19 protein-coding genes and 3 pseudogenes are annotated in these 25,114 nt (G+C 33.5%); 21 read left to right on the top strand and 1 reads right to left on the bottom strand.

Annotated features, from left to right (window positions below; genetic code table 11):
• Positions 1-298 precede the first annotated feature (298 nt).
• From HMPREF0851_RS16685 to pezT, 21 genes and pseudogenes are all read left to right on the top strand, one after another.
• Positions 299-1,029 (top strand): annotated as a pseudogene (locus HMPREF0851_RS16685) (ABC transporter ATP-binding protein).
• 17 nt (positions 1,030-1,046) lie between these two features.
• Positions 1,047-2,363, top strand: a complete 1,317-nt coding sequence (locus HMPREF0851_RS06540) for an FtsX-like permease family protein (RefSeq protein WP_000915994.1) — start codon at positions 1,047-1,049, stop codon at positions 2,361-2,363.
• A 430-nt stretch (positions 2,364-2,793) separates the two neighbouring features.
• On the top strand, positions 2,794-3,204 hold the full coding sequence (locus HMPREF0851_RS06535) for a thrombospondin type 3 repeat-containing protein (RefSeq protein ID WP_000387509.1): 411 nt from the start codon (positions 2,794-2,796) through the stop codon (positions 3,202-3,204).
• A gap of 47 nt (positions 3,205-3,251) precedes the next feature.
• A complete protein-coding gene (locus HMPREF0851_RS06530; protein ID WP_000454399.1) occupies positions 3,252-9,470 on the top strand; it encodes a DEAD/DEAH box helicase family protein in 6,219 nt (2,072 codons plus the stop codon).
• Positions 9,471-9,544: 74 nt separating this feature from the next.
• Positions 9,545-9,829 carry a DUF5962 family protein gene (locus HMPREF0851_RS06525; protein WP_000969641.1) on the top strand — a complete coding sequence of 95 codons (285 nt, stop codon included), beginning with the start codon at positions 9,545-9,547 and terminating at the stop codon, positions 9,827-9,829.
• Positions 9,822-10,130 carry a DUF5966 family protein gene (locus HMPREF0851_RS06520; protein WP_009014194.1) on the top strand — a complete coding sequence of 103 codons (309 nt, stop codon included), beginning with the start codon at positions 9,822-9,824 and terminating at the stop codon, positions 10,128-10,130. The genes HMPREF0851_RS06525 and HMPREF0851_RS06520 overlap by 8 nt, the downstream gene beginning before the upstream one ends.
• 250 nt (positions 10,131-10,380) lie before the next feature.
• Positions 10,381-11,253 carry an Rgg/GadR/MutR family transcriptional regulator gene (locus HMPREF0851_RS06515; protein ID WP_000913378.1) on the top strand — a complete coding sequence of 291 codons (873 nt, stop codon included), beginning with the start codon at positions 10,381-10,383 and terminating at the stop codon, positions 11,251-11,253.
• A gap of 96 nt (positions 11,254-11,349) precedes the next feature.
• On the top strand, positions 11,350-11,691 hold the full coding sequence (locus HMPREF0851_RS06510; protein WP_000157487.1) for a PqqD family protein: 342 nt from the start codon (positions 11,350-11,352) through the stop codon (positions 11,689-11,691).
• Entirely contained in the window at positions 11,681-12,730 is a 1,050-nt protein-coding gene (locus HMPREF0851_RS06505; protein WP_025169844.1) for a radical SAM/SPASM domain-containing protein, read from the top strand. The genes HMPREF0851_RS06510 and HMPREF0851_RS06505 overlap by 11 nt, the downstream gene beginning before the upstream one ends.
• A gap of 315 nt (positions 12,731-13,045) precedes the next feature.
• Positions 13,046-14,071 (top strand): radical SAM/SPASM domain-containing protein, encoded by a 1,026-nt coding sequence (locus HMPREF0851_RS06500; protein WP_000140809.1) that lies wholly within the window; start codon positions 13,046-13,048, stop codon positions 14,069-14,071.
• Positions 14,055-15,584 (top strand): annotated as a pseudogene (locus tag HMPREF0851_RS06495) (ATP-binding cassette domain-containing protein). The gene HMPREF0851_RS06500 and the pseudogene HMPREF0851_RS06495 overlap by 17 nt, the downstream one beginning before the upstream one ends.
• A 327-nt stretch (positions 15,585-15,911) precedes the next feature.
• Positions 15,912-16,553: a hypothetical protein gene (locus tag HMPREF0851_RS06490; RefSeq protein WP_000933083.1), complete on the top strand. Its 642-nt coding sequence runs from the start codon at positions 15,912-15,914 to the stop codon at positions 16,551-16,553.
• Positions 16,554-16,562: 9 nt separating this feature from the next.
• Positions 16,563-17,648, top strand: a pseudogene (locus HMPREF0851_RS06485) (DNA primase).
• Positions 17,649-17,698: 50 nt separating this feature from the next.
• Entirely contained in the window at positions 17,699-17,932 is a 234-nt protein-coding gene (locus HMPREF0851_RS06480) for a DUF5965 family protein (protein WP_000152428.1), read from the top strand.
• The gene (locus tag HMPREF0851_RS06475) at positions 17,929-18,312 is read left to right on the top strand and encodes a DUF5945 family protein (protein WP_000159217.1); all 384 of its coding nucleotides are present in this window, start codon (positions 17,929-17,931) and stop codon (positions 18,310-18,312) included. The genes HMPREF0851_RS06480 and HMPREF0851_RS06475 overlap by 4 nt, the downstream gene beginning before the upstream one ends.
• Before the next feature lie 37 nt (positions 18,313-18,349).
• Positions 18,350-18,625, top strand: a complete 276-nt coding sequence (locus HMPREF0851_RS06470; protein ID WP_000494353.1) for a hypothetical protein — start codon at positions 18,350-18,352, stop codon at positions 18,623-18,625.
• An 81-nt stretch (positions 18,626-18,706) separates the two neighbouring features.
• On the top strand, positions 18,707-19,339 hold the full coding sequence (locus HMPREF0851_RS06465; RefSeq protein WP_000366551.1) for a DUF3990 domain-containing protein: 633 nt from the start codon (positions 18,707-18,709) through the stop codon (positions 19,337-19,339).
• The gene (locus HMPREF0851_RS06460) at positions 19,330-19,557 is read left to right on the top strand and encodes a hypothetical protein (protein ID WP_000301903.1); all 228 of its coding nucleotides are present in this window, start codon (positions 19,330-19,332) and stop codon (positions 19,555-19,557) included. Before HMPREF0851_RS06465 ends, HMPREF0851_RS06460 begins: the two co-directional genes overlap by 10 nt.
• A gap of 418 nt (positions 19,558-19,975) precedes the next feature.
• Positions 19,976-22,366 carry an AAA family ATPase gene (locus HMPREF0851_RS06455; RefSeq protein ID WP_000067110.1) on the top strand — a complete coding sequence of 797 codons (2,391 nt, stop codon included), beginning with the start codon at positions 19,976-19,978 and terminating at the stop codon, positions 22,364-22,366.
• Positions 22,367-22,652: 286 nt separating this feature from the next.
• The gene (gene pezA, locus HMPREF0851_RS06450) at positions 22,653-23,129 is read left to right on the top strand and encodes a type II toxin-antitoxin system antitoxin PezA (RefSeq protein WP_000579621.1); all 477 of its coding nucleotides are present in this window, start codon (positions 22,653-22,655) and stop codon (positions 23,127-23,129) included.
• Positions 23,129-23,899, top strand: coding sequence for a type II toxin-antitoxin system toxin PezT (gene pezT / locus HMPREF0851_RS06445; protein ID WP_000405375.1), 771 nt, complete (start codon positions 23,129-23,131; stop codon positions 23,897-23,899). The genes pezA and pezT overlap by 1 nt, the downstream gene beginning before the upstream one ends.
• Before the next feature lie 346 nt (positions 23,900-24,245).
• Here the strand turns inward: pezT and HMPREF0851_RS06440 are convergent.
• A partial coding sequence (locus HMPREF0851_RS06440; RefSeq protein ID WP_029693024.1) for a tyrosine-type recombinase/integrase occupies positions 24,246-25,114 on the bottom strand: 869 nt, incomplete at its 5' end.

The raw sequence follows: 25,114 nt of genomic DNA, 5'->3' as shown, positions 1-25,114 counted from the left end.
ATTTTTTGAAGTGTCTACCTATTAAATATTCAAATTTTATTGGAAGTATCTTTATATCTTCACTTTTCAAGGATAAATCGTCGTATCAAAGCTCATTCATAAGTAGTAAATTAGTAGTAAATTGAGTGGTTTTGACCTTGATAAAGTGTGATAAGTCCAGTTTTTATGCGGATAACTAGATTTTTATGCTATTTTTATCCATAAAAAATACGTTTCATAAGTTACTTACTTAATATTAATAGAAATCCAATATTGTATAATTAAATTAAAGATGACACTGGAATCAGGAGGATTTATTATGGTTAATAATGTAGCTGTTAAAGTCTCAAACCTTTCAAAAGAATTTTTGTTAGGGCAAGACAAAACTGTCTCTATTTTGAAAGATGTTTCTTTATCTGTCAATTATGGGGAATTTATATCAATACTTGGTGTCAGTGGTTCTGGAAAGTCTACTTTGCTAAGTTGCTTATCAAGTTTATCTGAACCAACAAGTGGCGAAGTTGTTATCAATGGTATAAATCCATATACCTTAAAAGAAGGGAAGCTTGCTAAATTTAGAAGGCAAGATATTGCAATTATTTTTCAAAACTATAATCTGGTACCCGCTCTACCTGTACTAGAAAATGTTACACTTCCTCTGAGACTCTCAGGAAAGAGTGTTGATAGCAATAAAGTAAAAAAATGTTGGATAGTTTGAATTTTAAAGCAGAACTATCATCATTAGTTGCTACCTTATCAGGTGGAGAACAGCAAAAAGTGGCTATTACTCGTGCAATAATAGCTGATAGTAAAATTATTTTTGCTGATGAGCCAACAGGAGCTCTGGACAGCGTCTCAAGAAAACTTATTTTTGAAACACTTCGTAATTTAGCGAGTCAAGGAAAATGTGTGTTTATGGTCACTCATGATATTGAGTTGGCTTCAAAAACTGACAGAGCACTCATTTTAAAAGACGGAAAAATATCTCAACAAATTATTAAACCTTCAGCTGATGAGCTCTACCAAGCACTTGAAAGTAGTAAAGATTAATTTGAGGAGGTTTTATTATGCTAAAATTAATCATTTACCAATTTCAGTACTCAAAAAGACAATGGTTAGGAACAATACCATTACTATTTGTATCTAGCCTGATTGTTGGAACATCTTTATTTGGTATTGCTAGTTCAATAAATACTGCTAATATTAACGCTTCACAACTTTTTCAAATGCTAATAATTTTTGGAGGGACTACTTTATTTTTCCTTATTTCAAATAATATAAGGCTGCTAATAGATATCTTTAAAAAGGATTACCAATTATGGGCTACCCTAGGCGCAAGCAGAACTCAACTATCTTTACTAGTATTTGGACAGTTTTATTTAATGGCAGTGATTGTTAGTAGTATTGGTACAATACTTTCATTTTTTGTGACAGATAGTTACTACAAATTTTTACAAAATTTATTAGGAAGAGATGAGTTACCTGATTTAGTTATTACAGCCAACATTCAATCAATTTTATTGAGTGTTTTCATAGTCCCAACAATTGTCGGGATAGGGGCTTACTTTTATTCAAGCCGTATACTTAAAATATCATCAATATTAAAACCAAAAAAGAAAAAAAGAAAAGTTACAGTAACTGGTTTTGTTAACATCTCTGTTCGTTTAATCCTATGGTTACTATGTATAGGTTTGATTGTTTCAGCAAGTTTTAGCAGAAATAAAGAAATAATTTCAACACAGTCAAGCATAATATTATTTTTATTAATTATTCACATCCTTATTATTCAATCACTATCTCCATCAATTCAAGTGTTTCTAATAAAATTTTTAATGAGGATATTTCCAACTGAAAATTATGTAATCAATACAGGCTTTTGGAATCTACTATCCAATCCTAGTTATTTAAAAAGTATACAAACTTCAATGAGCATGGGAGTAACTCTCATTTCTGGGTTTATTCTTTACACCCAAAATATGTATTCATTCATGAATAAAGCAAACGGTGTACTCGAAGCAAGAGCTTCCTTTATTGCTTATCTGTCTGCTCCAATTATTCTGATTATTACTAGTTCTATTTCTCTTACAATTTTATCTTCTAATAAAGATATTGAAGACATTAAACAGTTAAAGACACTGGGAGTGTCAAGATCACAACTTTTTAAAATACGTATAGGCGAGGCAATAATACATTCGGTGTTAATTTTATTAGTATCAGTAATTTTCAATTTAATTATTTTAATTTTAGTTAGCTTTATTGGCCAACTTTTAGGCCAAAGTGTAGTAGATATATCGGGTTTTTGGCAACCGAGTCTTATAGTTATTTCTTTGTTAGTTATTTTTTATAGTATTACAAAGGAATTTTATATATTTCGAGATAGATAAATTGGAATAGTTACTGATTCAAAAGAATACAGACACGTTTCAATCATGACTTCCATTATAAAAACCTCCTGTTAACTATTTGAACAATAGAACAAGGGGCTACTAGTAAGATATTTTCATGCTCAAGGCATATTCGAGTTATCTCATGACTCTTGTTCATGCAGTTTTACATACAGGCTAGGAAAAACCCTATTAAAGATCACGGATTGGTATTGTTCACCTTCATTATAGGCTAAACATCTTTTTCTGTCATGAGTTAGCAGGCTCTGCCTGATTAGAGTTTTACATGTAATCTATTTTAATAGTAATGTTTTATCATTTTCAGGAGAACGTAGTTTTGACTCGTTCTCTTTTTTGTTGTGATACTTATTTCAAGGAATATTTGGTAGGATTGGAGTGAAAAAAGATTAACTAGGAAAGAAGGAAGTATATGGAAGCCATTTATCAACGTGATTCGGATCAAGATGGATTAACTGATGCTCAAGAATTGGCGCTAGGAACCAATCCTCTTAGCGCAGATTCTGATGGTGATGGACGTTCAGATTTAGTGGAAATAGAAGAAGGAACCAATCCCTTAGAAAAGGATTTACAAGACATAGACCAAACAAGTATAACTGAATCGTCATCAGTATTTATGGAAATGAAACAAAAGATTTCAGATATGATGGAGAGTCACTACAAGGAATTTATACAGGCTCTGATTAGTATTGAAACAGGGATTGAAAACCAACAAGACCTAGAAGACTTATATACTTACTACATGAGAACAGATGCTGTTTCTCTTTTGTCTAGTAATTTAGAAACCAGTCCTCAAGAGGTGGAAATGGAGATAGAGTTGTAGGGGAATCATGTGATTCTCCTATTTTAGTATAGATGAAAGGAGCGAGTATGGAAGTAGTGCAATTATTGGCTATGTTTCGTGGAACAATTCCAAAAGATAGGGAGAAAATGGACCTATTTCTTCGTTATCAAGCGCAACATTTTGATGAGAAATGGCAGGACTTGGTAGAGAGTTTTTTGGCTGAAGAGGGCAAGATAGAAGAGATTCCTCACGTCTATTCTTTTTATCAAGATATTGTTTCTTTCTTAGAGGCTAGTTCTGAAAATAATGACCAAGATTTAGAAAGTTACACAAGAACTTTTGGACAAGCGGGTCTAGATAAATTATCTCAATTAAGTAATTTTGAGAAAAACTTGGTGCTAGAAGTCGCAATCTATAACCTTTCCACTCGATTTTACATCCAATCTGAAAAAAAGAAGTTAGAACCATTAAGTGAGCTTGTATGTCATCAGAATAAGGATGTCAATTTAGTCAATGTCTATCGAGTTGCGAATAATCTATCTGACCGTATTAGTAGAGATATAGAGGAATTTCTTCTAATGGTTGACTCAAAAGAGCTTAAAAAAGAAGTTCTTGAGATTCATTTTGAAGAAAAAGAGGGAGATGTTCTAGCCTATTTGGGTTCAGAATTGATGGCTACTTTAGATACCGTTACGGATCTTGTCCATCATGAAGAAAACTACACACAACTCCCACTGACACAAAAGCTGAAGATTATTACTCATTTTGATGAAGTGAAAGCTATAAGAGAAAAGTCTAATCAAGTAGAGGAATCTTTATCTCCTTCAAGTGATATTGAACAGGAAACGGAAGAAACGAACTCTTTTTCTAATGTCGATAAAATTGTAGAAGAAGCTTTGAGGGAATATCCAATCGGTTCACAAGTAAGTTATAAAGGACAAGTATTTCAGTTGGTTTCGATTGAAAATGCTCAGTTAAATGACTTGGTTCGCCTAGAACTATTCAGTGATTCCAACCAGTTATTTGAAGAGAATCCTATCTTATACTTGAACAGTTTAGAAGAGATTGAACAAGTATTGTCTCATGTAGAACTTGAAAAAGATGATTCAGAGATTGAGATTGATCCATCAAGTGAAAGTCAGGAAATAGATTTGTTTTCCTACCTGGAAGAAGATAATGAAAAGGAAAAGGATAAGGAAACAAAACCTTTAATTTCAGGTATAGAAGAGACGGATGTTACTGTTCAAGATTTTGTTTTTCCAGATGACTTAGAGGACTTTTATCCTAAGACAAATCGAGAAAAGATTGAAACGAATATCGCCGCAATTAAACTTGTTAAAAGATTAGAAAAAGAGGGACGACAAGCGAATCCAGAAGAACAAGAACTACTAGCCAAGTATGTCGGATGGGGTGGCCTTGCCAATGAATTTTTTGATGAACTCAATCCAAAGTACGAATCAGAACGTTTAACTCTTAGGAGCTTAGTAAGTAAATCAGAATACTCCACCATGAAACAAAGTTCTCTTACAGCCTATTATACAGACCCAATGATTATTCGCCAGATTTGGCAAAAATTACTGGATGATGGTTTTGAAGGAGGAAGGATTTTAGATCCTTCTATGGGGACTGGGAACTTCTTTGCGGCTATGCCTAGAAGTATACGAGAGAGGTCAGAACTCTATGGAGTTGAATTAGACAGCGTGACAGGCGCAATCGCAAAACAACTCCACCCCAATACCCATATTGAAGTGCGAGGATTTGAAGAAGTTCCCTATCAAAATAATAGTTTTGATTTAGTCTTAACGAATGTTCCATTTGGAAATTTTCGGATTGCTGATAAAAACTATGATAAACCTTATATGATTCACGACTACTTTGTCAAACACTCACTTGATTTAGTAAGAGACGGAGGACAAGTTTCGATTATCTCTTCTATCGGGACAATGGATAAGCGGACAGATAATGTCTTACAAGAGATTAAAACCAACACTCATTTTTTAGGGGGTGTTCGTTTGCCGGATACGGCTTTTAAAAAGATTGCAGGTACTCGAGTGACCACAGATCTCCTCTTCTTTCAAAAGGATCAAGCAAAGAATCTTAATGAGGAGGAACTTGTCTTTAGTGGCTCTATTCCCTTTGAGGAGGATAAGCGTGTCTGGATCAATCCTTATTTTGATGGGAAATACAATACACAAGTTTTGGGTCAATATGAGGTACGTAATTTTAATGGAGGAACTCTCAATGTTAAGAGGGTATCAGAAACATTAGCTACTGACATAATGAAAGCATTCGAGAATGTGGAAGCACCTAGACCAATTGACAACTCTTTGAAAGCACCTGTTTTTATCCAAGAAGAAGTGGATAATTCTATTCCAAGTCGTATACGTGAGGACTTAGCGCTCTATTCTTTTGGATATGAGGGAAAGCAAATTTATTACCGAGATACGCATGGCATTCGGAAAAGTTCAAAAGTAGATGAAATTAGTTATTATGTAGATGAGAAGGGAGATTTTAAAGCTTGGGACAGTTCTTTGTCTGAACATAAAATAGACCGATTCGTGCAACTTCATTTGACAGATGAGGAAGCACTAGATGTTTACAAGTCAGAAGAAGCGAGTAAAAGAGGGAAATATAAGGGACTGTTCAAAAAAACTGTCTTTTATGAAAGTCCCTTATCGAATAAGGATATTAGTCGTATTAAGGGCATGGTTGATTTGAGAGAGACCTATCAAGCCTTAATTGAAATTCAACGTCATCAAGATTATAGTCGGACAGATTTTCAGGTATTACTTAGTAAACTCAATCATGACTATGACCGCTTTGTAAGTCAATTTGGCTACTTGAATGCCTCAGTCAATCGGAACTTATTTGATAGTGACGATAAGTATTCCTTACTAGCTAGTTTAGAAGATGAATACATTGATTCTAAAGATCAGAAAGTAAAATATAAAAAATCTTTAGCCTTTGAGAAAGCATTGGTTAGGCCGGAGAGAGTGATTACAAGAGTATCAACTGCTTTAGATGCCTTAAACTCTAGTTTATCGGATGGTAGAGGGGTTGATTTAGACTATATGGTATCAATTTACCCTGAGCATAGCCAAGCTGCTATTTTAGATGAGTTAGGTGACCAGGTTTTAATGGATCCAGAAAGCTATTTAAGAGGGGAAAAAAAATATCTTTCTAAGAACCAGTTTTTGTCAGGAGATATTCTCAACAAGATAGAAGTAGTTCAACTATTAGTGGAGGAAAACAATCAAGAATGTGACTGGTCTCATGCTTTAGATTTGTTAGAATCTGTTCGTCCTCCACGGATTCATCTGGCAGATATTGAGTTTAAAATAGGGTCACGTTGGATTCCTCAATCCGTTTATGGTAAGTTTGCTTTTGAATGTTTTACTAATCGTGAATTTGAATTGTCTTCGCCTGATGTTGAACAAGTCATTGAAGTGAATCCTGTCGATGGCCAGGTTCATTTAAGGACATCATTTGCTTATCGCTATCCAAGTGCTAAAGATAGTAGTCTTGGAGTTAATGGGTCACGTTATGATACAGGAAGAAAGATTTTTGAGAATTTACTAAATTCAAACCAACCGACGATTACTATGACTGTTACGGAAGGAGAAAAGAAAAAGACCATAACAGATTTGGAAAAAACCTCTGTTCTAAGAGCAAAAGAGCAGCATTTACAAGAGCTCTTTCAAGACTTTGTCTCACGGTATCCAGAAGTCCAACAAGTCATTGAGGAAAGCTATAATCGTCTTTATAATCGAACGGTTAGTCGAGAGTATGACGGTAGCCATCTAGTTATTGATGGCTTGGCACAAAACATCAGTTTTCGTCCTCACCAAGAGAATGCCATTCAAAGAATCGTAGAAGAAAAAAGAGCCTTGTTAGCTCATGAGGTAGGTTCAGGAAAGACCTTGACCATGCTTGGTGCTGGGTTTAAATTAAAGGAGTTGGGGATGGTTCATAAGCCCTTGTATGTAGTACCTTCTAGTTTGTCCGCTCAATTTGGCCAAGAAATCATGAAATTTTTCCCTACCAAAAAAGTCTTTGTGACCACTAAGAAAGATTTTGTGAAGGCGAGAAGAAAACAATTTGTGTCACGTATTATTACAGGAGATTACGATGCCATTGTTATTGGGGATTCTCAATTTGAAAAAATCCCTGTCAGTAAGGAAAGACAGATGAATTATATAGAGGATAAACTTAATGAACTACGAGAGATTAAAACACATTCTGAAAATAAGTATACCGTTAAAGAAGCAGAGCAATCAATAAGTGGTCTAGAGAAACAATTGGAAGAACTCCAACGCTTTAATCGTGATAGTTTTATTGATTTTGAGAACTTAGGAATTGATTTTCTCTTTGTGGATGAAGCACATCACTTTAAAAATATTCGTCCAATTACTGGACTTGGAAATGTAGCAGGGATTACCAATACAACCTCTAAGAAGAACGTGGATATGGAAATGAAGGTTCGACAGATTCAGGAAGAACATGATTTTAAGAATATTGTTTTTGCGACAGGAACACCTGTTTCCAATTCTATTAGTGAGTTGTATACTATGATGAACTACATTCAACCGGATATCTTAAAACGCTATCAAGTTGATTATTTTGACTCTTGGGTAGGTGCTTTTGGAGAAATTCAAAACTCTATGGAATTAGCTCCTACAGGGGATAAGTACCAACCTAAGAAACGATTTAAAAAGTTTGTCAATCTACCTGAGTTGATGAAAATCTATAAAGAAACAGCTGACATTCAAACACAAGATATGTTGGATTTACCTGTTCCAGAAGCTCATCTTATCCCTATTGAGAGTGAGTTAACTGAAAACCAGAAACTCTATCTAGAAGAATTGGTTATGAGGTCAGATGCGGTCAAATGTGGAACAGTTGATCCGAGCCAGGATAACATGTTAAAGATTACGGGTGAGGCACGGAAACTAGCAATTGATATGCGTTTATTGGACTCTAGTTATAGTCTAGCAGACAATCATAAACTGCTTCAGGTAGTGGATAATGTTGAAAGAATTTATCGTGAGGGAATGGGAAATAAGGCTACTCAGATGATTTTTTCAGATATTGGCACACCTAAGAAAAAGGATAATGGCTTTGATGTTTATTCTGAAATAAAGGCTTTATTAGTTGATAGAGGAATCCCTAGTAAGGAAATTGCCTTTGTACATGATGCCAATAGTGATGAAAAGAAGAATAGTTTGTCTCGAAAGGTCAATGCAGGAGAGGTGCGTATCTTACTTGCATCAACTGAAAAAGGAGGAACAGGTTTAAATGTTCAGAGCAAGATGAAAGCAGTTCATCATTTGGATGTCCCTTGGAGACCAAGTGACATTCAGCAACGCAATGGACGTATTATCCGACAGGGAAATGAAAACAAGGAAGTAGATATTTACCACTATATTACCAAAGGTTCGTTTGATAATTATCTATGGGCAACTCAGGAGAACAAACTCCGTTATATTAAGCAGATTATGACTTCTAAGGAGCCGATTCGTGCTGCAGAAGACATTGATGAACAGACTATGACGGCTTCTGACTTTAAGGCATTAGCAACAGGTAATCCTTATCTCAAATATAAGATGGAACTAGAGAATGATCTAACTCTATTAGAAAATCAAAGACGCGCCTTTCAACGCAGCAAGGATCACTATCGTCATACAATCTCCTACTGTGAAGAAAATATGCCCATTCTTGAGAAACGATTAAGCAAATATGAAGGAGACATTCAACAGTCTGAAATGTCGAAAGACCAGGCATTTTCTATGACGGTAGGTAAGCAAGCTTTTGATCAACGATCTGAAGCAGGGGAATCCCTACACCGTCTTATCCGTCATAATCAAGCTGACAGCAAAGAATTCCGAACCCTAGCAAGCTATCGAGGATTTGACATTAAAATGCTTAGTCTTCCAATAAATCAACCTCTTCCTGAAACATTCTCTGTTAAGATTGTAGGAGAAAATCAATATTCTGTCAGTTTAGATTTGTATTCTCCTTTGGGGACCATTCAAAGGCTTCAGCATACGATTGATCACATTAAGGAGGACCAAGTGAAAACTCAGAACTTATTGGATGAATTACAGGATAAATTGACTACTGCTAAAGTTGAAATTGAGAAAAATTTTCCAAAGGAAGAGGATTATCAAACTAAAAAGGCCGAATACGATGTACTCTCGCCATTGATTGAAACAGAAACGGATTTAGATATTATTGATCAGGCCTTAAGACAATTCCACGAAAAAGGAAAAGAAAGGCAAGAACAACTTTCTTTTGAATTAGATTAAAAAATAGATACAAATAGCGGACAAGAAAAGAAAAGCGCGGTAAAATAAAGATAGAAAGAAACGAGGTAACGATTATGATGGAAGATACCTATTATCAATTAGAAGAGGCCTTGGTACAGGGATTTCAAACGCCTGAAGAATACCAAGCCTACAAGGAGCTAAAGGAACATTATGAGGAAGTTACTGGGGATTACAGTTTTTCTAAACGAGAACTCACTAGTCAATTGGAAATAGCTCTTCAAAATCATCGAGGTGTGGACTTTGAAGAATATGAAAAAGAGGAGTATTTGGACTTAGTTCAAAAATTAGAAGAGTTTGATTCCTCTCTTGCCACCCATTATCGTCAATTGATTGACTAGAAAGGAGAAAGTCATGAATGATTTACTCCTTATCCCAGTAATTTTTTTAGCAGTAGGAGGAATTCTCATTCTTTTATGGAGACTCTTTCTTATTGCCAGTGGACTTTTCCTTATTGGTTTTATTAGTTTTCTTATTTTCGTGGAGGGCTATGGAATTTATCTGTTCTTTACTGAACCGACCCTTTATATGGAAGATTTATCCCAGAATGGTCTGATCAGTTTTACAGTATTTTATGTAACTTTTAATCTAGCCTTTCTTGTCTTTGGTATTTTAAAAATTATCAGTTGGAAAAGAGAGTAAAAAAACAGTTGAACAAGATTGTTCAGCTGTTTTTTATATAGGGGCTAAATTACAGAATTGTAATTATAAGGCGATGATAATGATGATTTCAAGTAAAATCATTATGAATCTTCTTTTGGGAATATTCATGTGAAACCTCCTTTAATAAATTAATAAAAATTTTAATTATTATGGTATAATCTAGTCATATTTTATCACATGGATAGATTTTATTTGAGATTTGTCCCATATTTGCTCATGGAGGTATAGGATGTTAAAAAAATTTGGAGAAATATATAAATTATTTAGAGAATCAAGAAAAATTACTCTTAGAGAGATTGAGCACAAAGGAATATCACGTTCACAGCTGTCTAGGTTTGAAAAGGGGGAGACAGATTTAACGATAACAAAATTTTTGTTGGCTCTTGAACAGATAAATGTTCCCATCAAGGAATTTATGTTTGCAGCTAATGATTTTAAAAGAGATCACTTTTATCAACTTATAGATGAAGTTAAGCAGTGTTTCCTTAAGAGAAACGTGGCTAAATTACATAAAATGTTGATTAAACTCATGGAAAATGATGATTTATCTATTTTTTCAACAATCGAAATTATTTTTTTAAAAATAAAATTACAAGAACTTTCTAACGAAGAATATTTCAGCGATACGGATATAAACAGAATAACCGATTACTTATTTAGTGTTGATTATTGGGGAATGTTTGAAATTTTATTATTTGGAAATATCATGTATATTTTCAATCATGAAACATTTCTATTATTATCTAAAGAGATGTTACATAGAACTGAGTTTTATCATGACATACCTAGTTATAGAAGAGTAATCGCTAGTATGGCTCTAAATGCTTTTATCATTTGTATTGAAAGAGATTATCTAACGGATGCAAAATATTTTGAAAAACAAATTTCGCATTTTTATTTTGATGAATCCGAAATTTATGAACGGTTGATTTTTACATATGCACGCTCTTTTTATGAATTTAAAAAAGAACAGACAACAAAATCAATCCTAAAAATGAGAAAAGTAATTGGATTTATGCGCGCAGCAGAATGTGAGAAACTTGCAGAAAGATATGAGGAGCATTTAATTAAAATATTAGCACCTTTATCAGATGATAAATGAAAGTGCAGATTTGGGACAAAATAGAATTAGATTTATAAAGTGATAAACTATGCTCGTAAGCTTACAAATATAATTTAAAGCAAAGAAGGGATAGTCATGGCTAGTTTAGAGAAATATGAATTGATGGAAACTGAACTAACAGCAATTAGTACAGCAGATTCAGAATTATCAATGAGGTATTATTATTCGAAACAGTTGGCCTGGCAAATGGAGCCAACGACAGGGGTAGTTTATATTTTGGATAAACAGATAAATAAAATGTTTTTACTGGAAGATTCCTCAAAAGATATTTGGCTTTCTTTTTCCAAGCAGAGGACTTATAATCAAGTTTTACTAAGCCTTTCTGAAATATATGGCTGTGACATTTCTGAAATTAAGTCACTGGTAGATGAGTTTGTACTAGAACTCTTAGAGAATGGACTAATTTATGAACTCTGAATTCTATGATAATGATATATACGCTTTAGCTTCAAAAAACAAAACATTACTATCTGTTACTATAGAATTAACAACAAGGTGTAATTGGCGGTGTAAGCATTGTTATCTTCCTTCGTATGTCACTAAGGGGATTTCAAGAGAATGTCTTTATGAATTGTTTCAGGATTTGAGAGAGATGGGGACGTTTGAATTGCTCTTTACAGGTGGTGAGATATTTACACGACCAGATACATTGGAAATTATTAGAGATGCTAGAGAGATGTTCTTTGATGTTAAATTGTTTACGAATGTTTCATTGTTGAATGAGGAGATAATTAAGGCGTTAGCTGAATTGAATATTTCTCAAGTATCATGTACGGTGTTTTCAATGAATGAAAATATCCATGATCAAATAACTTCAGTTAAAGGTTCACTGAAGAAAACGGTAGCCAATTTGAATTTATTAAAAGAATACGATATACCAGTGGAAGTTAAACAGATTATTCTTACTACCAACCAAAATTGTATTGATGAAGTGTCAGAGTTTTGTAAAAATATGAATTTTAAGCATTTAGCTACAACGAATATCTTTTATAAAACTGATGGTAATGCCACCCCGTCTATATTTCGTGTGAGTGATCAGTTCTTAAATGAGAATATAGTAAAAATAGACACAATTAGAAATTTTAGATGTTTCGAAAATAATTCAAGTATGTATGTCTGTAATGCAACAAGATACAGTTGTACTATTGAATCAAATGGAAATTTTTTAGCATGTAATAATTTAAACATGCCTATTGGAAATATATTAAACACTTCCATCAAGGATATTTGGTTAAATTCTACTACTTTACACGAGATTCAAAATAAGAAATTTAGCGAATTGGAAAAGTGCCCAAGTTGCCCACTTAATAAGTATTGCAATAGATGTAGTGGTATAGCATTACTTGAGGATAAATCTCTTTGGGGATGTTTAAAATCTGAGCGTCAAGTAGCTAGAGCAAGGTATGTTAATCAAGACTATTATTCTGGCATTGGTATAACGAATTTTTATTGTTAATTTTTAGTTAGAGAGATATGAAGTGTTATTTTTAATTCCTCTGGAGAGAGGCATATAAGTACTACATGATGGGAAAGGAGAGAGGGTTCATGACTAAAGTTTTCAAAAAACCACAATTGGTTGTTAAAGCACCAACAGTTGTTATCAGTAGTAGAAAGTCAGCACTATGTAGTGGTGGAAGTTCTCATATTGTTGTTGACACAAGTAGTAACTAATCAACTTTTGATTAGATGTTGCTAAAGGTAATGCAAAGGATGATTAAATAATTTTAACTTGTATCGTTCTTTGCTTACCTTTTTAGGAGTTGTGATATGCATGACTGAAACTATTAAAGATATAACAGATGTTATAAAATTATACCGAGAAAATCGTAATTTATACTCAGTAACGATTGAAATAACTTCGTTTTGTAATTGGAGATGTGAACATTGTTACATTTCAGAATATAATCAGAAAGGATTTGATTTAGATACTTTTAGAAATCTCTTAGTTCAATTACGAGAGTTAGGTACATTTGAAATTGTTTTTACAGGAGGAGAAGTGTTTGCACATCCTTTTGCTATGAAATATATTAAGATTGCTAGGGAAATGTTTTTCAATGTAATTATCTATTCAAATGTGTCAATGTTGAATGAGCAACGCATTGCAATTTTGTCAGATTTATATATTGATTATATTTCTTGTACAATATTCTCAATGGATAAAGAGATTCACGATCAGATTACCAATAAAAAAGGTTCATTGGAAAGATGTCTTCATAATCTAGAATTATTAAAGAAATTTGATATTCTAGTAGAAGTAAAAACACCTCTATTTTTACAAAACATTAACTCCATTGATAAAGTATATGATTTTTGTAAGAAAAATAATTTCAAATATAAGGTTGATACCCAAATTGTTCCACGGAGAGGTACGATAGGAAATGAGGTTAGAGTGAAATCGTTGACTCTAAAACAACTAATTCCAATACAGAAAAAAATAGATGAAATAAATGGTGTTACTTTTGTTCATAAGAATGAAAATTTTTTAACGTGTAGTTCTGTGCAGTTATCACTATATATAACATGTTTAGGAGCAGTACAACCATGTTCTCTTTACAGTAGGAGTATTGGAAATATATATCTGACCCCTATCAGAGAAATATGGAATAGATCGGCTTTCAATAAGATAGCAAAATACACTTTAAAAAACAGTAAGAATTGTAGTACATGTGCGATTTCTAATTATTGTACGCAATGTCCTGGTATTGCATTATCAGAATCGGGAGACAGTAGAAATTGTTCTACGATATGCAAAAAAACAGCTTTAGCAAGGAGTATAGTCTATGCAGATTTATCTTAAACCGCTGCGTTGGTATCTTTTCTTTAATCTGGTTTTTGGTGGTATTTCCAATGTCTGCACTGCCTTGCTACCCTATTTCACCCAGGAATTGGTTAGGGGGCATTATCAAATTGCCTTGTATGGCTACTGCCTGGCGGTGTTGTGCTATCTGGGTTGCAACTATATCCAGATGCGTTTGGATTGGAAGCAGGCAATTCTCTTTTCCACTCATCTTAAAAATGACTGATTTCATTCGCTTTTGGAGTTGAGGCACCACGATTTCAAGCAGAAAACGGTGGCAGAGTACATTTCCTATCAATCAAACGACCTAGATTCCTTGGAGAAGGACTACCTACCACCTCTTATGAGTTTTATCAAGCAAATTCTGAGGATTCTCATTTACACTGTGGTGATTAGTCGCACCATCAATCCTTTGGTCGCTTTGATTTTGCTTGTTTCGACAGCTGTCAGTATTCAAATTCCCAAGATTGTGGGGAAGTTAACCGCCCAACATCGGCAGGTTTATCTAGAAAAGCAGGGAAATTACTATCGTACTTTGGAGGATTTGCTCAAGGGACACCATCTGGTCAATCAAGTCACCTTGTCTGGCTTTCAGGACCAGCAACGAAATGCTCTCAATACCTTGCAGGATAAGTATTTGGGTTACGGTTTGACCAAAATCATGGGTATTCTGCTGACAGGGCTTTCCTTTGAGTTTATCAGCATTGTCCTTTTCGCTTATCTCGCTTACTCCCTTGCCACTCAGCAGTTGGGCATTCCTGAGGTTGTGGCTAGCTTTGGCTATATCACTGCTTTTTCGGAGCCAATCCAGGAAATCCTATACGACTTGCAAATGCTGGAGTCGGTCAAACCTGTGGTGCAAAGTTTTCAAGCAATTGTCAGCCGTCCGTCCGCTGTTCAGGCGCCTCAGATGTCTTTCGAGAGCCTGATGCTAAACCATATCACCAAGCGACTGGGGGAGTCTAGCTTGACTATTCCTCACGTTGAAATTCGCAAGGGGGACAAGATTGCCCTCATCGGCGAAAATGGTTCTGGAAAGAGTAGTCTGCTCAACATTTTAAACGGGACTGACCGGGATTTTCAAGGTGAAATCTTACTTGATCATCTCCCTGTTCATCAACTCTGGGGCAAATTTGGTATGATTTTGCAACAGGAGCACACCTTTATCTCATCTTATGAAAATAATGTCACTATTTTCAAGACTTTTGAGGCTAATTTTAGGGATGAAAAGTTTGAAAAGATACCACCCCAGTCCCTGTCAGGTGGTCAGCAACAGCACATGTATCTCAATCGGGAGAAAAATCGTCATAGTCCGCTAATTATCATGGATGAGCCTTTTTCTGCTTTGGATGCCAGCCAATTTCAAAAGGAATTAGACAAGGTACTTAGCTTGTCAAGTGCTGTCGTCCTTACACTTCACCGTCAAGAAGAGATGCTATCACGCTTTGATCAGATTTGGGAAATCAAGGATGGGGAGTTGGTTGTCGTGAAAAGAGTTCTAAAACATGACTAACATAAGCTTTTCACAAGTTCAAAAGAGTTTTCATAAGAATATGATTTTGGATATTCCTGATTTTCATCATCTATTATCTAGTCATGATAAAACTGATCATACGCTTTCAACGCATTTCGGTTTTTTGGGGGTCTAAATACCGAGCGCTTTTTTTACTCAGGCCTCGTTTTTCCCGTGGTAAGCTCGGTGAATTTGAGACAATTATTTGATAGTATTATAAAAAATTAAGGATTCTTTTTTCAATGTAGAGTCCTTTTTCTATTGTGATACTTTTTTCAAGATTTATCTGGTATGCTTGACCTAGTTTTTATAGAAAGAAGGTCTAAGATGTTAAATAAAGTCAAAACTAAAGCCTTAATTAGTGTTGGAGCAGTAGCCGCAACTAGCTTTATTCTCATGATGGGATATACTGCTGGTCAACATTCTACTGCTAAACAAAGTCGCAAAGAAATCGAATTGGCTGCAGCTAAACTTGTAGAGGACAAACAAGCAGAAGATAAAGCCAGCATTTTGTCATCGGATACTGTAAAAGAATTTTTGACGCAGTACTATACGAAAGAAAAGCTCGGAGAAAATAATACACGTATTCAACCTTATATGACTGAATCGGCTTATTCTCAAGAATTGTCAAGTCAAAATGATGCCATGAACCAAGTTTATAAGGACTATATTTTGGATTATCATTTTGAAAAAGCAGATATCTTTGTCAATCAGACTACGAATCAAGCCATTGCCATGGTCTCTTATAATGTAACCTATGTATCTGATTTAAAGAATGCCAACCAATCAAAGACCAATCAGACAGAAACCAGAACGGTTAAGTTGTCTTATTCGAAACTACCAGGTAAGTTATTGGTCAATCAAGTGCAGGTTTGGAAATCTGGGTTAGATGATTTGGATAAGGCCACTCCCAAAACTTTGGAAGAATCCTCATCTGTTCCATCATTGCCAAATACTACAACAAAATGATAATATTGCATGGAAATAGAAGAATGTAAGCAAATTTCAATTCTTGATGTAGCCAATCGTTTAGGTATCTCCTTTAAACAAGTTTCGAGCAGTGTCTATGAACATCCTGAACACGATTCATTCCGGATTTTTTCGAATACCAATACTTTTAAATGGTTTTCAAGAGATATTCAAGGTGATGTCATTGATTTTGTTCGACTTGTTAAGGGACTTTCCTTTAAAGAAACTCTAGCTTTTCTTTCTGAAGAACCTTTTCAAAAAGAAGCTGTTCAAGAAAATAGAGAGAGACCATTTAATTATCCTTTAAAGAGAATAGAAGATTCAAACTGTAGTCTGGCCAGATATTACTTAACAGAATGTAGAGGAATCTCAGAAGAAATCATACAAAAGATGATTCAACAAGGTTTGATAGCACAAGCTAGTTGGAAAACAAATGAAACTGTTGAACCTGTTATTGTTTTTTAAAGTTTTGATCATCGTCATAAACTGCAGGCAGCAAGCTTACAAGGGATTTATAAGAAACATTCTCTTCCAAGAGAGAGGTTGAAAACGATTCTAAAAGGAAGCCATGGACATGTTGGAATATCCTTTGATATCGGTCACCCCAATAGACTAGTCTTTTGTGAATCGTTCATCGACTTAATGAGCTATTACGAGCTTCATCAACAAAGTCTATCAGATGTTCGTTTGGTATCTATGGAGGGATTAAAAAGGTCTGTTGTCGCTTATCAAACTTTACGACTGATAGCTGAAGAAAATCAGAAATTGGAATTTTTAGATACAGTAATACCTTCAAAATTATTGCCTCTAATCAATACAATTCGTGATACCACCAGCTATTTTGATAATCATCCTGATTTATTGACACTTGCGGTAGATTGTGATGATGCTGGAAAAGATTTTTCTGATAAGTTATCTCAATCAGGATTTCCTGTTTTACTGGATTTACCTGATAATGAATCTGGGAAAGTGAAGCTAGACTGGAATGATGTTCTTAGAGAAAAGAAAGCAGATTTACAATGTATGCTTGAAACTGTAAAAGAGACATTAGGGTACCAACCAGTAAGACAATCCTCTCAATGTTTAGAATTGTGATAACAAAATCAAGATGTTTTAGCTAATATTAGAATGAAGGAGGTTCGTATATGACCATTATTGAACGCTTAGAAGAAAAGGTCACTAGGCAAGAAAGCAAGGTAGCAAGAGAGACCGAAAAACTAACTGCATACAAAGAGCAACTGGAGACAGCGATGTTTGCGACGTTCAAAAGGCGTCAAAGCATTAGTCACATGAGTTTTGAAGAAGCTCTTGACCATGCCTTCGGTAGAGAAAGACAATTCGATGATTCTGAATTTAGAAAGGATGAAATGAGTGAATGACAAAAGATTGGAATTTTAATCAACCATTAGAAAGTAAATCAGAAAATCAAGAAGATCCAGATAAAATTGCGGCCTTATTTGGAAATCATCAAGGAGGTAATGATGTAAATTATGAAGCAGCTTTTCAAAAGCGAAAACAAGAACCTGTGACGGCATCGAATCCTAGTTCTAAACCCAAAGTTACAGAGGTTAGAACAGGAAAAGAGACAGATATCACTACAAGTTATCAGCAACATCTTAAAAGACTTATTGCGGATAACAATAGCGATATTGAAAGCAGTCAAAAGAAAATTGAAGAGCTACATACGTTGATTGACACAAAGAATAAAGACAATAAGAAATTGCAGTCCATTTATGATGCGATTTCCGAATTACACTAAGCAGTCTTAAGAGGCTGCTTTTTTTGAGAGGTTATAGATGTTTACAAAATTTTTTAAGAAAAAACAAGACAATAGTGATGTATTTAAGAAACTAATTCATCGACTATCTGATATGTCTGTCCAGGATCTTGAAAAAATAGACCGACTGCTAGATATCATTTTCACACCAAATCAAGGATCAGAACAACTAAAAACAGAAGCAACTTATAGAGAAGAAACTTTGGACGACACATTAAAGGAAGCTAAGAACCAACTTCATAAGGAACAATTGGAGAAGAATTTAGAGAGATTTAGAAAAGATGGAAGGAAGTGAATCGTTTTATAAAATTTTCTTTTACTTGAATAAAGTCTTGTGTTATACTTTTAGTATAGACTAGAGAAGGAAGTAAATATTTTGGACTTGACTACCAAGCAGGAAAAGCAACTAGGTCAGACTCAGTGGTTTCATGCTACATTATTGAAACATTTAGAATCCTTAAAAAAAGGAATCGATGTTCAATTTAACTTAGGAAGGGAGCTAGATTTTGGACCTGGATTCTATATTACGCCTGACTTTGAACAAGCTAGAAAATTTATTAACAAGCAAGTTGAAGCATTAAATCGAAGCACCTCTAACAATAATATTTTTGACTCAAAGGAAGAAGTAGGAATTATAGTAGAATTTCGTATTTCAAATTTTGTAGAAATTTTTAAGAACCCTGACTATCATTGTCACTATTTTGCAAAACATAAAAAGTCAGAGTCAGATTTAGATTTTGCGGAATTTGTAGTTCAAAATCGGGAAAATCCAGATGAATTACAACACCATTTTGATTTTATCTATGGTGTTCAGACTGATGATAATCCAACCCAAGCTTTAGCTCGTTTTCGTCAAAATGAAATTACAAAAGAAGAAATGCTTGCTGAGTTTAGAAAACCCTATTCTTTTAAACAATTATCCATCCACAACCAATCTTTTTGTGATATAATAAGAATAGAGAAGGTTTATCAATCAAAAACAGGAGAGGAGTTACAAAAATGGCAGTAGTATCATTGGAAAATAATATTAAACTATATAGTTCAGAATTATTTCAAGCACTATTAAAAGCCTCTAATTATAAATTGGATAAGCGTATTGCTCAGACTGTTGCAGAAGGCTATGCTCGTAATCTAGATTATTCTGATCCTGAACTGATGCATGTTGGTGTAACTTCGGTTGCTAACAATCTGCTTACAAAAATTAAACAAGAGTATTTTAATGTATAGTATTTTGAAACAAGTGACCTCAAAAGAAAGAAATTACTCTTAGCCAAGTTGATAGCTAGCAGTTCAGTTATCAGGGTTAATAGTAGCGAGTCAGGCGGACTGACTCGCTTTTTCGTTATTTAGTTTTCCGATAAATTGTAATAAATGTCTACCAGAATAGTTCAGTTGTGTTTCGTGACAGTCGGCTTGTGACTCATTTTTGTCAAGTCAGAAATGAAACTCCTGTCGGAATAAGTTAGACTGACAAATTAAGACTAAGTTTTGCAGTATTTCATATGATAGATTAGGCTTAAAAATTTTATTTTACGGAGTTGAAAGAAGTTGCTTCATTGGCACGATTCTCATTTATAAAGTAATTTGAGTAAGCATCCTGTTTTATGTTATCTCTATATGATATAATGAAAGAGAGGTATAAATTATGTCAAATTTAGAAATAAAAAAAATTGATATCAAAGATTTTGGTTGCTATAAAGACTACAAACAGCATAGTCAATCAGGTATCGGTAATGATTTTAATGATGGAAGAATTAATATTTTTTACGGTAGAAACTATTCCGGAAAAAGTACTTATTCGAAAATTTTTCAAAGTATTGAACTTAAGCAACTTCCAGAAAAGTATGAAAAGATAGATTTTGAAGTCAAACTAGCTAATCATAGGATTATTAAGTCAAACGAAATAGGTAGCGAGTTACCAATAGATTGCAAAGTTTTTAATCAGCGATTTATTGACGATAATATTTATCTTCACAACGACAATAAATTAAATAGTTTCCAAATTTCAATAGGTAGTGATACTAATGAAACCTTGAAGAAAATCGAAGATATACGATTAAACGAACTTAAACCTAGAAATGAAAAATTGTCACAGATTGAATTGGATATAACTGAAAAGCAACAAAAGACTAAAATCAGTAAAGATAGTTTAGATTCAAAACTGAGAACAACTGCTTCAAAAATTAAGAATTTAAAGAATCCCTCGGTCGTAGTTGGTAATAAATATGATATACGAGATATAAAGGAGGAGTTTGAAAAATATTCAGCTCATTTTCCTATTTTACCATTACAAGATGATGAGAAGGCTGTAGCTGAGTTAGAAAAGAATGTTGAACAAGCCAAAATACGAATTCTCGAAAAAAACATAAATAAACCACAAAAAATTGATTTAGTTAGTTTTGATAAAAATTTTAATTTCACATTATTTTTAGAAAATACGAAGAAACTTTTATCTAAAGTTGTCTCAGTAAGTAATATTTTAGATGAATATAAAGATAGTCCAGATAAAATAAATTGGATTAAGCATGGTGTTGATATCCATGGAGATAATCCAGAAAAATGTGTATTTTGTGGTAATAGCATTGATAGTGACCTCATTAAAAATCTAAAGTTGGCTTTTTCTGATGAGTTAAGATCTCTGGAAAACGAATTAGTGCTGCAAAATAATAGGATAAAATCAGAAATCCAAAAATTAGATGCTATTCCAAATATTAATAAGGAAGATTATTTTAAAGATTCTGTATCTGATATTCAAAATATAAACAAAGAGATTGAAAATAATACTGATAATAGAAAAAGAGTTCTAGAAATACTAGAATCAAAAATTTCAGAAAAACAACGAGACATTTTTTCTAAAATTGAAATTAATGATTTAAATTGGATTGATTTTTCCGAAATTCAAGTTGAGATTAACTCACTATATGATGACACTATTAAACAGATAGAACAATTTGAGGATAGGAAAACTAAAAGTTTAGATTTTCTTCGAAGATATTATATTGTAAAAGAGTTCCCTGTACCTGAGTTCACTAAACTATCTCAAGAAGTTGACCAACTCCAAGAGGATATGGAAAAAATAAATTTGGAGCAGAAAATAGTAAACGAAGAAAAAGAAAAATTTGAGAAAGATATTAGTGAACTTGAAGGTAGTTTAAAGTCAGAATCTGAAGCAGTAAAACGTATAAATATGATACTTCAAAATTCTTTAGCACATTCAGAGATGTCCCTAAAATCAGTCGATGATGAGGAAGGTATATATTTCGAAGTTTCTCGAAATGAAGAAAGAGCATATAATCTAAGTGAAGGAGAAAAATCATTAATAGCCTTTGCTTATTATATTACAAGATTAGAAAGTTTGTCGACAGAAGAAAAGTCAAAAACAATCTTATTTATTGATGACCCTGTCTCTAGTCTAGATGAAAATAACATTTTTTATATTTACAACCTAATTTTTTGTCTTCTAAAAAAGAAAGAATTTTTACAATACTTCTTGTCCACTCATAATCTAGATTTCTTGAAATATACAAATAGATTTTCTAATAAAAAAGATTATTACTTAATAGAAAAGATAAAAGAAGCTGAAAATATCCCGTCAAAAAGTTATATAAAAAATTTGCCTAATTATATGTCAAATAAAGTCACGGAATTTGTATTCCTGTTTGAACAAATATATAGAGTGGCGACGGAAGATGAAGACGAAAATAATTTTTCTGTTTTTTATAATTTTCCAAATAACGGCAGAAAGTTTATTGAAACTCTTTTGTACTTTAAATATCCTGACTGTCAAACAAACAATGACAATAAAATTATTAATTATTTCGGAGGTGAGAATGCTCCGTTTATACAACGTATAAATAATGAGTACTCTCATGGAGAAGATAGGTTTGATAGAACTCGCAATCCCATTAATACATGCGAGTTTAAGCATGATGCTAGAATAATATTAGGCGTCTTACATCGAAATGATCCAGAACAATTTAAATCATTTCTCAATAATAGTAATTTAACTCACCCAGATTTTCTGGAAGATAGATAAAAATAACGACATTTCATTAAAGAGATGTACTTATACTCAACGAAAATCAAAGAGCAAACTAGGAAGCTAGTCGCTGACTGTACTTAGGTATGGCAAGGCGAAGCTGACGCAGTTTGAATTTGATTTTCGAAGAGTATTATCTCTATACTGTTGAGTGTTATGCTCCCTTTTAGGTAGCTTTTTTAGAAGTAAAGTTTAGGCTAGAAAAATAAGAAATAACGCACCAATTTTGGTGCGTTATGCTTTTTTATGCTATAATTGAATTATAAAAATAAAGGAGTTTGCCATGATTGGAAAGAACATAAAATCCTTACGTAAAACACATGACTTAACACAACCCGAATTTGCACGGATTGTAGGTATTTCACGAAATAGTCTGAGTCGTTATGAAAATGGAACGAGTTCAGTCTCTACCGAATTAATAGACATCATTTGTCAGAAGTTTAATGTATCTTATGTCGATATTGTAGGAGAAGATAAAATGCTCAATCCTGTTGAAGATTATGAATTGACTTTAAAAATTGAAATTGTGAAAGAAAGAGGTGCTAATCTACTATCTAGACTCTATCGTTATCAAGATAGCCAGGGAATTAGCATTGATGATGAATCTAATCCTTGGATTTTAATGAGTGACGATCTATCTTACTTGATTCATACGAATATCTATTTAGTAGAGACTTTTAATGAAGTAGAGAGATATAGTGGCTATTTGGATGGAATTGAACGTATGTTAGAGATATCTGAAAAACGGATGGTAACCTAATGGAAATCCAAGATTATACTGATAGTGAATTCAAACATGCTCTAGCACGGAACCTTCGCTCACTGACAAGAAGAAAAAAGTCCAGTAAGCAACCTATTGCGATTTTACTTGGAGGGCAAAGTGGTGCTGGTAAGACTACAATTCATCGTATTAAACAGAAAGAATTTCAAGGAAATATTGTTATCATAGATGGCGATAGTTTTCGTTCTCAGCATCCACACTATTTAGAACTTCAGCAAGAATATGGCAAAGATAGTGTTGAATACACCAAGGATTTTGCAGGAAAAATGGTGGAGTCTTTAGTGAGAGAATTGAGTCATTTGGGATACAATCTTTTGATTGAGGGAACTTTACGTACTATTGATGTTCCAAAGAAAACAGCACAACTATTGAAAAATAAGGGATATGAAGTACAATTAGACTTAATTGCGACAAAGCCTGAGCTGTCTTATCTGAGTACCCTTATCCGGTACGAAGAACTGTACTCTATCAATCCAACTCAAGCACGCGCAACTCCAAAAGAACATCATGATGGTATTGTAGAGCATTTAGTTGATAACCTAAGAGAGTTAGAAAACGATAAACTCTTTGACCGCATTCAAATTTACCAAAGAGATAGGACATGTATTTACGATTCTGAAACGGATGAGATTTCCGTAACAACAGTTCTTCAAGAATGCCTCTTCGGAAAATGGAGTAATGTAGAGAAAGAGATGCTTAAATCTGGAGAAGAAAGATTGAAAGATTTAACTAATCGAAATGGTTATTAGATCTCGGATTTTAAAATAAAGTCTATTTAGGATAAAAAAAGTCTTTAAAATCAGAAAAACGCATAGTATTAGGTGTTGAAACTTGATACTATGCGTTTTCTTGTAGGAAGATTTACTCCATTTTCTTCTGAGATTGAGTTTTTCCTCATCTATATTTAAGGATATTTGAAAGTTATATTTTAGAAAAACAATTATGGAGTTCTTAATACGGAATCTAGTATAAATGCTGATTCAAAATGAAGTTTTATATGTTTTTTGCTTTTGTTGAGCATAAAATCTATTAACTAAATTCGAACTACAAAAATTAATTTTAGATGAACTAAACTGTAAGCTTTGGAAAGTTCTCTTACTCGATTTCAGAATGAATCGCTGATACAGGATTAAAAGAACTAAGTATTTCTTTTTGTTTTGAATGAGATACGTGAGTATAGATTTGTGTGATTGATATAGAACTGTGTCCTAGCATTTGTTGAATATATCGAATATCTACATCACTATCTAGAAGCATTGTCGCAAAGCTATGTCTAAACATATGCGGTGTAATAGTTCTAGAAAAGTTATTTTGTTCAACGATTCTCTTTATTACTAAACGTACACTTTGCTCTGACAATGGTTTAAGTGAATGTTTCCCTGGGAACAAGAAATCATTGGATTCATTTCTTGTTTTATTTATATATGTTTCTAATAAATTGAATGTTTTTTGATCTCCTAAAAATAGGATACGCTCTTTCTTACCCTTTCCTATAATATGGAGTGTCTTATTGGAAAGATTAATATCTTTGAGATGAATGTGGCAAAGTTCAGAAATTCTGATGCCTGTTGAAAGTAAAAGTGAAATAATCAGTAGATTTCTTTCAGCGTGTTGTTTTTGATAATCAGTTTTAGATACAATTACTTTCTGTTCTAAATATATAAAAATGCTTTTCAGAATGTCATGCGGAATCGTTTTAGGTAATATTTTTTCAGTTCTAAATTGAAAGCGCAATTGATTGAAGGGATTCTCTTCAATTATGTTCTGGTATTTTAGATAGTTATAAAACACCTTCATACAGGCAATTTTTCTTCTTAATGTATTCGTTTTTATGCTAGATTGTGTCAAGTGTTCTATATAGGATTCGACATTATCATGGTCTGAGTTATAAAATTGCATAAGATCATTCTTATAAGCGCGAATTGTGTGTGAACTCAAACGCTTATGAGTTTTGCAATAATCTA

Origin of the sequence: Streptococcus sp. M334 (assembly GCF_000187745.1) — a bacterium.
GTDB lineage: Bacteria > Bacillota > Bacilli > Lactobacillales > Streptococcaceae > Streptococcus.
Note: the sequence above shows the minus strand (reverse complement) of the source record. Positions and strands in the feature narration are given on the sequence as shown.